The organism is Ramlibacter sp. (assembly GCF_035548915.1).
Taxonomy (GTDB): domain Bacteria; phylum Pseudomonadota; class Gammaproteobacteria; order Burkholderiales; family Burkholderiaceae_C; genus Ramlibacter.
Window position 1 is genome coordinate 595,620 of sequence record NZ_DASZSE010000039.1, and the last position, 12,263, is coordinate 607,882.

At 62.5% G+C, this 12,263-nt stretch carries 9 protein-coding genes and 1 pseudogene; 3 read left to right on the forward strand and 7 right to left on the reverse strand.

The window, feature by feature from the left end:
- Positions 1-43: 43 nt before the first annotated feature.
- From VHA82_RS16965 to VHA82_RS16975, 3 genes are read right to left on the reverse strand one after another with little or no spacing between them, the layout of a single operon-like run.
- Entirely contained in the window at positions 44-925 is an 882-nt protein-coding gene (locus VHA82_RS16965) for a branched-chain amino acid ABC transporter permease (RefSeq protein WP_325545841.1), read from the reverse strand.
- A gap of 7 nt (positions 926-932) precedes the next feature.
- Positions 933-2,156, reverse strand: coding sequence for an ABC transporter substrate-binding protein (locus tag VHA82_RS16970; RefSeq protein ID WP_325545843.1), 1,224 nt, complete (start codon positions 2,154-2,156; stop codon positions 933-935).
- Positions 2,157-2,195: 39 nt separating this feature from the next.
- Complete coding sequence (locus VHA82_RS16975) at positions 2,196-4,184, reverse strand: FAD-dependent oxidoreductase (protein ID WP_325545846.1); 1,989 nt, start codon at positions 4,182-4,184, stop codon at positions 2,196-2,198.
- 947 nt (positions 4,185-5,131) lie between these two features.
- Here VHA82_RS16975 and VHA82_RS16980 point away from each other — a divergent pair.
- Complete coding sequence (locus tag VHA82_RS16980) at positions 5,132-6,037, forward strand: dienelactone hydrolase family protein (RefSeq protein ID WP_325545848.1); 906 nt, start codon at positions 5,132-5,134, stop codon at positions 6,035-6,037.
- Positions 6,038-6,186: 149 nt separating this feature from the next.
- Here VHA82_RS16980 and VHA82_RS16985 read toward each other — a convergent pair whose 3' ends face one another.
- Both VHA82_RS16985 and VHA82_RS16990 read right to left on the reverse strand, forming a co-directional pair.
- Complete coding sequence (locus VHA82_RS16985; protein ID WP_325545850.1) at positions 6,187-7,791, reverse strand: xanthine dehydrogenase family protein molybdopterin-binding subunit; 1,605 nt, start codon at positions 7,789-7,791, stop codon at positions 6,187-6,189.
- The gene (locus tag VHA82_RS16990) at positions 7,788-8,336 is read right to left on the reverse strand and encodes a cytochrome c (RefSeq protein ID WP_325545852.1); all 549 of its coding nucleotides are present in this window, start codon (positions 8,334-8,336) and stop codon (positions 7,788-7,790) included. The genes VHA82_RS16985 and VHA82_RS16990 overlap by 4 nt, the downstream gene beginning before the upstream one ends.
- A gap of 925 nt (positions 8,337-9,261) precedes the next feature.
- Here VHA82_RS16990 and VHA82_RS16995 point away from each other — a divergent pair.
- Together VHA82_RS16995 and VHA82_RS17000 are read left to right on the forward strand one after the other, a co-directional pair.
- Positions 9,262-10,121: pseudogene (locus VHA82_RS16995) on the forward strand (oxidoreductase).
- Positions 10,122-10,242: 121 nt separating this feature from the next.
- On the forward strand, positions 10,243-10,647 hold the full coding sequence (locus VHA82_RS17000) for a hypothetical protein (protein WP_325545854.1): 405 nt from the start codon (positions 10,243-10,245) through the stop codon (positions 10,645-10,647).
- Positions 10,648-10,666: 19 nt separating this feature from the next.
- Here VHA82_RS17000 and VHA82_RS17005 read toward each other — a convergent pair whose 3' ends face one another.
- Entirely contained in the window at positions 10,667-10,969 is a 303-nt protein-coding gene (locus VHA82_RS17005; RefSeq protein WP_325545888.1) for a response regulator transcription factor, read from the reverse strand.
- A 257-nt stretch (positions 10,970-11,226) separates the two neighbouring features.
- The gene (locus VHA82_RS17010) at positions 11,227-12,198 is read right to left on the reverse strand and encodes an IS5 family transposase (RefSeq protein WP_325545857.1); all 972 of its coding nucleotides are present in this window, start codon (positions 12,196-12,198) and stop codon (positions 11,227-11,229) included.
- Positions 12,199-12,263: the final 65 nt, after the last annotated feature.

Here is a 12,263-nt window from a genome sequence, read left to right on the forward strand (position 1 = left end):
GTCGAAGGCTCGGCGATCTCACCCTGCGCAGATGGGCTTGCACTCATACCCGCCGCGCCGCAGGCCGGCCAAACAGACCTTGTGGCCTCAACAGCAGAATTGCCACCAGAATCAGCAACATCGCCATGTCCTGGAACTCTCCGCCGAGTTTGAAGGCGACAAGCACACCCAGTACGCCCACAATCGGTCCGGCCACCAGCGCCCCCGAATCGTTACCCATGCCGCCGAATACCGCGGCCAGAAATCCGTTGATGAGGTATCGCGTTCCTGTATCGGGGGCCACCGACAGCACGGGCGCGGCCGCGAAGCCTGCGGTTCCAACGATCACGCCGCTGATAGCGAACGACAGCAATTGCAAGCCATTGACGTTGAGCCCGGCAGCCCTCGCGGCATCGATATCCTGCGCTAGGGCGCTCATCGCCAGACCGGTGATAGTGCGGGACAGAAACAACCGCAGAGCGGCATACCATCCCAGCGCAAGCAGCGCCAACGCGCCATAGGCCGCCGGTGTACCTACGCCCAGGATCGTCATGTCATCGAAGACGCTGTCGACGGATTGCACCCACGGACCTTTGAGCTTGAGGAGAACCGCCACCATGATGATCGAAGCCGCCATCGTGGTGACTAGCCATGACTCCTGCCCACGCGAGGTGCGCATCGGCCACAAGGTGACCTGACCCTGAAGTGCAAGCAGTACCGCGCTGAGCAGGCCGCTCGCGACTAGACCGGCAATCCACGTCTCCTTGCTGATCCACCCGAGGCCCGTGGTCATGAAGGCAAACACGCCTCCAAGAATGAGAATCTCCCCCTGGGCGAAATTGACGACCCCCGTTGAGCGAAAGACCATGTTCAGGCTCATCGCCACCAAGGCATAGAGCGATCCGAGGCCCAGACCCCGCACACCGATGATGGCGAGCTCGATCACCAGAGCTTCACTTGCAATCTGCGCGCAGCATCATCCGATCATCGGGACGCGACGTCTCGATATGCATCATCGCCAAGTCTGGGAGGCCCGATAGAAAATGCGTGCTGGACGAAGCCGAGTCGGTGAAAACGATGCCTTTGTACTTGCCCGTGTTCGACTCGATCCAGGCCGCGAGCGTCGGTCCGTCGGTCTTGCCTGCGCTTCCTTCAACGGCGGCCTTGAACAAATTGACGGCGTCGTAGTGCATGCCGGCCGTGGCGAGCGCCAGCTTGGGCGCCACATCGGGGGCGAACTGTTTCAACTGCTCCGCCAGCCGCGATGTCCGAGTGGGCGTCGGGTCTCCCGGACAATAGGTGAATGCCTTGAAGTTGAGAGCCACCGTGTTGCGAAAGGCTTCCTTGCCGCCGGCAGCGGCGATCGCGCCTTCCGAAGCGTAGCCGGTTCCGATGTCTCCGATCACCTTGGGACTCCAATTGAGCTGCGCCAGCCCCTTGTGCACATTGCCGGTATCCGCTCCCAATGAGGAAAAGAGAAACAGCACATCGGGATTCTTGCCGCGCAAGTCGAGCAATTGCGGCACCATGTCACGGGCGGCGATTGCATACTCTTGGATGCCCGTGATAGTCAGCCTTCGAGACTCCAGTTCCTTTTTCATGGCGTCGACGCTGAGTTTGGAATTGGACCCGTTGTTGCCCAGAAGCGCGAAGGTCTTGGCCCCGTGGGTCTTTACGGCGTAATCCACCATGGCCTTGATATTGGTATCCATTGCGGAGAAACTGGCAAAGCTGTAAGGCGCTTGGGGAAGCGGCATCAGCAGCGAAGACCCGCTGATGTTGAGAACCTTGGCTTGCGTCACCAAGGGCTGGAAAGCCATGGTCACGTGGCTGATGCCGCTGCCGATGATCGCGACCACTTTTTCCTGCGAGATGAGCCTGGACACCTCCGTGACCGCCGCGGTCGGATCGCTCTTGTCGTCTCCGACCACCAAGACGACCTGCCGCCCGCCAATCCCGCCGGCATCGTTGATCTGCTTGACGGCCAACTCGGCGCCGGTCTTGTTCGATAGGCCAAAGGTGGCCGCCGGCCCGCTCAGGTGAAAGATGCCTCCCAGTCTGATCGGCTGAGCACTTTGCGAGCGCGCCCCGAGCGACATCAGAGCCAGGGCGACGACAGTCAGACAACGTGCCGCGGTGCGAGCGACATGGCGCGCGGTTCGAGAAGTTGAGTTCATGGGATTCCTCGACGAATCGTTGAATGATGGGCCGCGAGGTCAGCGGACCGGACCAGGCATTGCCTGCGCAAGCGAAAACGAACGAACGGCGTCATAGGCGTCCGCTACCGCATCGCCAATGCGGCGAACGCTTTGGGCGTCTCCTACGACCGCGATCGAAATCCCGAGAGCCCGAAGCTCGTCAAGCATTCCGTCGACCGGTCGCTGACCTTGAGCGATCAAGGTATGCGCCACATGGATCTGTTCCGAGGACTCGCCACGGCGCAGGCTGATTTCGCCCTGGGTCACGCGGGTCAAGGTCGCGTGGTCGATGACGCGGATGGAAGAGTTGGCCGCGAGCCGCTGGAGCAGCGCCTTGCGATATAAGCGCTCTGCGTTCCGCGCCAGCTCCGTTTGCGAGGATCGTGTGATCAGTGTCACCGAGCAGCCGCGCTCGGCCAGAAATTCGGCCGTTTCGCATCCGGTTTCTCCGCCGCCGTATACAGCAACTCGCTCCTGGTTCAACGAAGCCGCCGAGACAGGGTCGTCGCCCATGAGCACGCCATACGCCATGCTGGCTCCGGGTCCGTCCTCTCCTTCGATTCCCATCTTCGTGGGTGGAGCGCCATAGGACAAGATTACCAAGGCCGGATCGATGGCCCGCAGCAGCGCAGGCGTGGCCGGCGTGCCAAGCTTCACGTCGATATTGCTGGCATCTACCTTCGCCTTCAAATATTCGAGATAAGCGAACAGTTTGTCCTTGTGCGGGGGCGTTGCGGACGCGATCAATCCGCCGCCAAGTTTGTCGCGGGACTCAAAGAGAGTCACGACGAAGCCGGACTGGTCAAGCAGCAGGGCTGCAACAATGCCAGCGGGCCCGGCGCCTACCACTGCCGCTGGTCGGCCCGCTCCAAAGCGCGGGATGGGCGGATCGTCCTCGTGGCCCGCGCGCGGATTCTGGGCGCACGCCGTTCCCGCATTCCTGCGATTCGGCGCCGCGCACCAGTTGCACGTGGTACAGGGACAGATTTCCGAGTCGCGTCCGAGTCTGGCCTTATTGGGCCACTCGGGGTCGGCAAGCAGCGGGCGCCCCAAGCTGATCATGTCGCCGTCGCCATCGATCAGCGCTTGTTCGGCCATGGCCGGTGTCCGGACCATTCCCGAAGCCAGGACAGGCACGTTGACTGCGTCACGGATGCGGCGGCAGTATGGCAGGCGCCAACCTTCTTTCATGGACATGGGCTCCACAACGTATTCGAGGCTGTCGAACGTACCCATGGACACATTGAGAGCATCCACGCCGGCCAGCGCCAGCCGGGGCGCGAGGGCGGCGGTGTCCGTGATGGTCAGACCACCCACGACGAACTCTTCTGCCGAAAGCCGCCAGATCAACGGACGTGCCGGGCCGAGCACCGACTTGACTGCGGCGATGACAGCGCAAGGAAAGCGCAGCCGACGTTCAAAGTCGCCCCCCCAGCCGTCCGTACGCACGTTCGTGTAAGGAGACAGAAATTGCCCCAGCAAATAACCGTGTGCGCCGTGCAGCTCGATGCCTTGATAGCCCGCATCGACCGCCCATTGCGCGGATTGCCGGAAGCATTCGATCAGGCGGTGAATCTCGGCATCTTCCAGGCTGCGCGGAACGATCGTTCCTGCGGCTGTTGTATACGGCACGGGACTCGGCGCGACCGGCTGCGCACCGCCCAGAGCTTCACGCGACGTCTGCCGGCCAGCGTGGTGCAGTTGCAAGACGGCGCGCGCACCCGTGGCGGTGATCGCATCGACGATCCGAGCGTGACCAGCAACGTTTTCCGGCGTATCCAAGCATAGCTGCAAGGGCTCGGCCAAGCCAGTGCCGCGATCGACGCAAGTGTATTCGACCGTCAACAGGCCGACACCGCCTTGCGCCCTTTCGCGATAGAAGGCTACTTGCGATGCAGTGACGAAACCGTTGCTGCCGAGATGGGTGGACATTGCCGACATTGCAATCCGGTTCGGAATGGTCAGACCGGCAATCTGGATCGGGTTGAACAGATGCGGATACTTCATTTCACACGACAGCAGTTCAGCGAGTCCGAATCGCATCGCAGCTGCACCCGCGACACCATAGCCTCACCGCTCTTGGATGGAACGATTTTGTGAGCTTGCTTTATTGCCTTTGCTTCGTTCACAGGGCGTGCGTCAACAGTTGGGGGGCCGCCGCTCCGGCAAAGTCGCCAATGCCGCCAAAGCAGATCTCTCATCACCTCGTCAATTGTGACAAGCGAGCTTCCGCTGCTCTGGCGGATGCGTTCGCTCGGGGAACGCATGCCGTCGGCGGAGCAAGAAGCGTGGAAGCCGCGAGATAGAGATCTACGCCTGAAAACCATGAGCACCTCGAAGTTTTTGCGCTGGCTGGCGCGGTGCCTACCCATCGATGGTAAGTATTGACTCATGAGTCGAATATGCGGGTTTGCCCGAACAAAGGCGTCTCCCCCCTCGCTCAGACCGAAGGGAGATCTTCTCGCCGCGATCGGATTTGACTAAAGTGTCAATGTTCGCGACACTTAGACATCGAACGTATTTGGACGAACGGCTCCGTCGATGCGTCGCGTTCCGTAGATGCAGCAAGCACCTTTCGAGGTGAGCCGAAAAACGCCCCCGGGTGCTTATCACCGGGTGACGGATGTTAGATGCTCGCGGTGTAGTCACAGTGACTGTGACGGTAGGACCCTGCGCGCTCAATACGCACTCATTACGTCAATGCGTGCCGGTGGCCTGCCCGTTCATGCAGCTGACACCAGTAATTGCAGTTGTCTTCACACTGCATCCCCCGAACCGAAGTGTGCTTCCGGGCCAGAAGCAGCCTGACCAGCGATGCAATCAAGCGCAAATCGCTTGCTCCGCCCGCGCCACTGTGATCCGCGGTATGTGAATGCCAACCGGAGGCGGAAAACCTGCGGGCTTCAGTGAAATCCCCGATGTGCGCTTGACCTGCCTACGCGGAAATCCGTTTCGTGCGCTTCGTCTTCTTTCTCCTCCGCCAGCTCGCACTTGCCGCCGCCTTGCTGCCGTGTGTCCTCGCGGCCGCGCAGCCGGTTCGCGAAGACTTGCTCGCGTCAGCGGGACGTGCGGACGATCTGGTGTTCCCTGCGAGTCCCTCTTCCTTCGGGTTGTTCGCGGCCCCGAAGCTCGCGCTCTACAAGCCGGACGGCGTCGGTCCGTTCCCGGCGCTTGTCCTCATGCATCAATGCGGCGGATTGCGCGCGCGCAATGGCTGGCAGAACCGCTCCATCCTAGACTGGGCACAGCGCGGCGTGGCTAAGGGCTACGTGGTGCTCGTGGTCGACAGCCTTGGCCCGCGAAACGTCTGGTCCGTTTGCGAGCGTGCGGAAGGGTTTGTCAACTTCCCTCGCGGCGCGAAAGACGCTTACCAGGCTGCCCGGTACTTGGCCGGGCTTTCGTACGTCGATGCATCGCGGATCGCGATCGCGGGGTTCTCGTGGGGCGCAATGGTGACGCTGCTGACTACGCACGAGGCTTGGCAGCGCACTTTCGGCGATTCCGTGCGTTTCGCTGCGGCCGTCGCGTTCTATCCGGGCTGCGCCGGTTCACCCACGCAAACGGACATGTTCCTTGGCGACGACATCGCCACGCCCCTGCTGGTGCTGATGGGGGCCCAGGACAATGAAACGCCACCTTCGGCTTGCACCGAGAGGCTTGAATCGCTCAAGAGCGGCGGGCTCCCGGTCGATTGGCACGTTTATCCGAACGTCGGCCATTGTTGGGATTGCGAAAATCTCAACAACTTCAGCAAGACGGTCCGCGGAGTTCAGGTCGTTTATCGCTACGACAAGGCCACACACGAGGATTCCGCGGGCCGGCTGTTCGATTTTCTGAACACGCACATGAGCAAGAACTGATAGGAAGCGGGCAGGGTGTGCTCGTGTCGCGTCGGTGGGTTGACACCGCCTTGGATGCAGGCAAAGGAAAGAGCTGCGTTCGCCAGAAGCAGCCCTCGCGCATCCACGCATTCGGCGGTCTCAAGGCCGCGCGAGGCGAATATTCCCGATCAAACTGCGGCGTGCGACTCGCGCACGCGGCGTCGCGAGAAGGGTATGCGGCGCATGCGCACACCCGTCGCATCGGCAATGCCGTTGGCGATCATCGCCGCCGCCGGTCCTTGCGCTGCTTCGCCAGTGCCGAGAAAGGGCTGCCCGGGGCGGGGCACGATATGCACATCGATTGCAAGCGGCACCTGGGGAAACCGCAGGATCGGGTAGCCGCCCCAGTCGCGCGTCAGGACGCGCGTGCGATCGAACGCCGCTTCTTCGCTGAGGGTCCAGCTCGTAGCCTGCACGATACCGCCTTCGATCTGGTTGCGAATGCCTCCAGGGTTGACGATCTCGCCACTATCCACCGCGGCGACAACGCGCAGCAATCGCACTTCGCCGGTATCTCGGAGGACTTGAACTTCGCAGGCCATCGCGCAATAGGCGGCGAGGTTCTTGTAGCGCGCAAATGCGAAACCGCGCCCGATGCCTGCGCGGCGCCGGAAAGAATCCCAGCCGAACTTGGACGCGGCCAGGCGGATCACGTCCAGCGCACGCGGATCGGCCAGCTGGCGCAAGCGGAACTGCACCGGGTCCGAGCCGGCCGCTCGCGCGAGCTCGTCGACGAAGCTCTCGATCGAGAACACATTCATGTACGCGCCGAGAGAGCGCAGTGCTGACGTCCGTATCGCGTTCTCGCCGGCGAGGAAGTGGTGAGTCACCCGCGCCTGGGGAAACGAGTACAGCGGCACGGCGTTGCGGTCGCCTCCACCCTCCGGCTGCGGGATCGGTTTGGGCGGGGTCGGCTCGAACGCCTTTTCAATGTGACGGCCCGCGAGCAGGTCGCCGGCCGCGCCGGGCCGCGCGTTGTGCGTAGCGCTCCACACGTCGTATTGCCACGCGGCGACGGTGCCATCGGGGCCGAGCGTGGCCTGCGCACGCGTGACCATCGGTGGTCCGAACGGCTCCCACATATGCTCGTCTTCGCGCATCCATTGCACGCGCACCGGGACGCCGGGCATCTGGTGCGCCAGAAGTGCGGCATCGGCGGCGACGTCGTCGGCGGCGTTGTGTCCGTAGCAGCCCGAGCCTTCGGCATGCACGCAGCGGATCGTGGACTCCTCGACGCCGAGAAGCTGCGCCAGCGCCTTGCGCAGGGGAAACACGCCTTGCGAATGCGTCCACACCGTGTAGCGGCCGTCCTTGAACTGGGCCACGGCGCAGGACGGCCCGATCGACGCGTGCAGCTGGTACGGGCGCACATACTGGGCCGACAGCTGCCGCCCTGAGGCGGTCGCGATGCCGCGGTCGAGGATCACCGTGTCCTGCGCCGGTGCAGCGAGAACGCTTTCATACAGGCGTTCGGGCGGGGGAAGCGACTCTTGCTGCGTCCACTTCGCTGCTGCCTCGAGCGATTTCAGGGCCGCGACGGCCTGATATTCCCGCTTCGCGATGACCGCCACGAAACTCCCGTCTCGGACGATCTTGGCGACGCCCGGCATTTTCTGAACAGAAGCCGCATCGAAACCCACGAGTCGCGCGGCGGGGCTGGGCGGGCGCAACACTCGCGCGTGCACCATACCCGGCAGGCGCAGGGCGTGCACATATGCGACGCCGCCGGTCACCTTGGGCTGGGCGCGTTCGAAGCGGGCGGCTTCGGGCCTTCCTTCAAATACAGCGCGTCCCAGATCCCGATGAGCGGCCGGAAACCGAGCGGAAACATCAGGCGATTCTGCGGCGCGATCGCTTGCACGGGATCGCGCGTCATCAGGAATGCGTAGAGCGCGGCGATGTCGTCGTCGGTGAGGTGGGTGAAGTGGTCGTACGGAAACGCCGGGTACAGGCGATGGCCGTCGCGTGAGATGCCTTGCCGCAGCGCGCGCCGGAAGGCATCGAGCGGCCATTCGCCGATGCCCGTTTGCGGCTCGGGAGTGATGTTCGTGCTGTAGATTTCTCCGAATGGCGTTCGGACGGCGACGCCCCCGGCGAATGCCGAACCTCCGCTCGGAGTGTGGCAGCCCGCGCAGTCGCCGAGCGCGGCGAGCTGGCGTCCCCGACGCACCTGTTCCTGAGGAAACGAGTCTGCTGCCGGAGCAGGCTGCGCCTGGATCGGAGAAGAACCGGCTCCGAGCCCCAGCGCTCCACACATCGCCACGCCCAGCGCCAGCATGAACAGCCACCGGCAACCGATGCTGTTTGCGACGCGCTGGAGAAACGACACGCGCGCACTGTACGCGCACTGGATGGACGGGCGCGAAGGATAATTCCTACACGCGTCAGTTGCGGCTTACGCGCGCTTGGGAACTAACGCGTGTGATCGGTCGTGCGGCAGTTGCTCTGGTCGGAAGGCAGACTCTTTACCCTCCCGGCCGCGCAACTTCGAGGGTGGGAAGTTCCGGGGCGACACCGAAGGATCGGTTCCGCGTGGTCGCGCAGTCGGGGAGTCCGTCCGTCCCGCAGCGGGCAGACGCGTCGCGGCGAACACCTCCCGTTCCGTGACATGTGCTCCACGTCACGCAAAATGAAGTCTGCGACCCGCATAGCTCCAAGACGTACCGCGGAATTCAAAGCGGGGCAACAGCACCTTGATTCAGATGACGCCCCGCACCTTCGCGCCTGGCGGACGACGGCGCCGGCGCCATGTCGCCACTACGACGGTGCAACGGGGTCGAAGCAGACATCGCGTTACGGGGGTGCCCGCAGGGTCTCGCAGTTCAAACACAAGTCCATAACGGCATAAGAGGCGCGCAGTTGCGCCTCTTTATGCTGTCTCTGTTCCGCCAGATCGAACCCCGCCCACGCCGCTGGCCGACCCGTCGCTGATTGGCGACTGGTCATCCCTTCAGCGGGTTGCTGTGAAGTAGGAGGGCACGGAATGCGTAGTACGATTCGCCGCGTTTAGCCAAGCGATGGTGCAGCTTGAAGAGAATCAAACTTAGGACGGGGAGCGGAAAAACCGAGGGCGACAAGTTCTTTCGAACGCCGCTCTGGCACTGGACACTAGCCGTCCGCGAGGCGCCTCGGCCTTGCCTTTGCGAGGCGCTGTCCAGCCCTCAGGTGCCTGACGTCAAGGTAGCCTCGATGGAGAACCAGCAGTGACCGGGATCAGCAAGGGTGGCACTTACAAACTGGGTGACCGACTAGTCAATCGAATCGGCTACGGAGCCATGCAACTCGTGGGGTCGGGGACCTTCAGTCCGCCGAAGAATCGGACTGCAGCCATCACGCTCCTCCGCGACGCGATCGAAAGCGGCGTCAATCACATTGACACAAGCGACTTTTGCGGTCCCCACGCGACCAACCAGCTGATCCGCGAAGCGCTGCACCCCTACCCGCGCGACCTGGCGATCGTCACGAAAGTTGGCGTAACGCGCGGCGCTGACGGCTCTTGGCGCCCGGCGACTTTCCCCCACGAACTCGAAAGTGCAATCCACGACCACTTGCGTAGCCTGAAACTCGACGTCCTGGACGTCGTGAATCTTCGTGTCCTGTTTGACCTCGAGAGGCACGGGCCGGCGGAAGGGAGCATCGAAGCCCCGCTGACCGCACTCGCGGAGCTACGGCAGCGGGGGCTTATCCGCAACATCGGGCTCAGCAACGTCACCGTCGCCCAAGTCGCAGAGGGCCGGGTAATCACTCCAATCGCCGCGGTCCAGAACCTATACAACTTGGGTGCCGCCGAGACGACGTGCTGATCGACAACCTCGCGGAAGTCGGGATTCCCTACGTGCCGCTGCAATCCTCGCTGCTGTCCGACGTGGCTGACGTCCTCGGCGCCACCTCGATGCAGGTGGCAGTGGCGTGGCTACTCCAGCGGGCGCCCAACATCCTCCTGATTCCAGGTACGTCATCCTTGAGCCACCTGCGGGAAAACCTCGCCGTTGCCGACCTCGAGCTTCCGGCCGATCTGGTTAACCTGCTTGACGGCGTCAAATCGAAAGCCGAAACCGACTGACGGCTGTTTGACTATCACCTTTGGGAGAGGCACACGCAGGAGGATCGCACGATACTCGATCATCGACCTCTGGTCCGCTCTGCTTTGGAGAAGCGTCACGAAAGACTTCATCGAGCGCTGCATGACAAATCGCATCGTTTGCCCCGAAGATGGCGCCGCCTTGGCGAAAGCCTTCCGCAGCCACGGCGGTGTCGCGCTCGCAGATGAATTCGCGCAAGCAATTGCCCCGTGCCAGAGTCAGCCGGTGTCGACCGTTGCAAGCTGGATCGTCCTCAGAAAAATCATATCTTTTCCGGCCTTCGGCTCGCTCGCTCTTCCCCTCGTGCAGTTCTCGAAATTCCGGCCAATCGAGGGACTTGATCGAGTGCTTCTCGAGCTTGACGCGCTCGACGATCTCGAGCTCGCCGGATGGTTTCTTGTGCCGAATCCATGGATGGGTGACGTGCCGCCGGCGGACAGATTGCGCGACGACCTCTCTGCAGTGCTTTCGGCTGCAAGAGCGTACCGTTGGTTGATGTTTGGATGACTGGCGGGTGCGAGTAGGCTCATACGGGACGCGATGACGGTAGCGCGGCGACCGCGTACTTTGAGGACTCCCTGCGGACAGTGCGATGAGGCTGCCAACCTTCAGCCAGTGAATGCTCAGGTACATCGACGAGGCCACGACCGGTAGCGATGCTCGCGGCCTCGGTTCGACAACGGGCATTCAGCTTGGACATGATTGATTTGACGTGAGCTTTCACGGTGCCTACTGCAATGTTCAAGTCATGCGCAATCGCTTTGTTGCGAGAGCCCTTGGCAAGTAGCCGGAGAACCTGTTCTTCACGCGACGTCAAGACGTCACGCATCAACTCACCGGCTCGCTGACGCCCAATAAGTGAGGATAGAAATTTTCCGCCTTGAGAGAGAACACGTACACCATCAACGAGATCAACCGCGGGGCCGCTGGCCAATACGAATCCGTGCGGTCCGTTGTCGATTGCGCGTCTAAGGAAGGTCTGAACAACGCGCAAACGCGCACGATTTGAGCGCGCGCGTGTTGCGGGACTTGAAGGATTGCATGTTCAAGGCGTCTTTGCGTGAGATTCGGCGTCGTTCTTGGGCGTCATGCGATCTGCGGACGCACCTGCCCCATCAACTGCCTTCGCGCCATCCACAGATTCGACAGTGCGAACAGCGTCAGCAGATGCTGCGTGTTCTTCTGCAAGCCCTTGAAGCGCACCTTCACCAACCCGAATTGACGCTTGATCACACGGAACGGATGTTCGACCTTCGCGCGCACGCTGGCCTTGCGATGCTCGCGCTGTTGCACCCGCGCCTTCGCCTTGCCCTCGGGCAGCTTGGCGATGTCGCTGGGCCGTGCGGCGATGTACCACTTCACCTCGCGCGGCACTCGATCTTGCGCTCCCCGGTAACCGGAGTCGGCCCAGACCTGCTGCTCCTTGCCGTGCAGCAGATCGGCCACTTGCTCGACGTCTGCTTCGTTGGCCGCCGTCGTCGTCACCGTGTGCACCAAGCCGCTGTCGGCATCCACGCCGATGTGCGCCTTCATGCCGAAGTGCCACTGGTTGCCCTTCTTGGTTTGATGCATCTCGGGATCGCGCTCGCCTTCGGCATTCTTCGTGGAGCTGGGCGCCGCGATGATGGTCGCATCGACGATGCTGCCTCGCTTGAGCAGCAGGCCCTTGCGAGCCAGCAGTGCGTTGACCTGCTTGAAGATGTCCTCGGCCAGGTCCGACTCTTCGAGCATGTGCCGGAAGTTCAGGATCGTCGTCTCGTCGGGGATCGGCTCGCTGAGCTTCAGGCCTGCGAAGTTGCGCAGCGAGGCGATCTCATACAGGGCCTCTTCCATCGCCGGATCGCTCAGCGCAAACCAGTTCTGCATCAGGTGCACGCGCAGCATCGCTTCGAGCGGGTACGGCCGGCGGCCACGGCCCGCTACGGGGTAGTGCGGCTCGATCACCTTCAGCAGTGCCTTCCACGGCACCACCTGCTCCATCTCACCCAGGAAGACTTCGCGCCTCGTCTTCTTCCTCTTGCCGGCGTACTCCGCGTCCGAAAAACTCAGCTGGCTCATCGCTCAAGCTCCTTTGCGTCTTTCAACGCATGAAGGCATCATCGGTGGACTTGTTCAGACGTTCC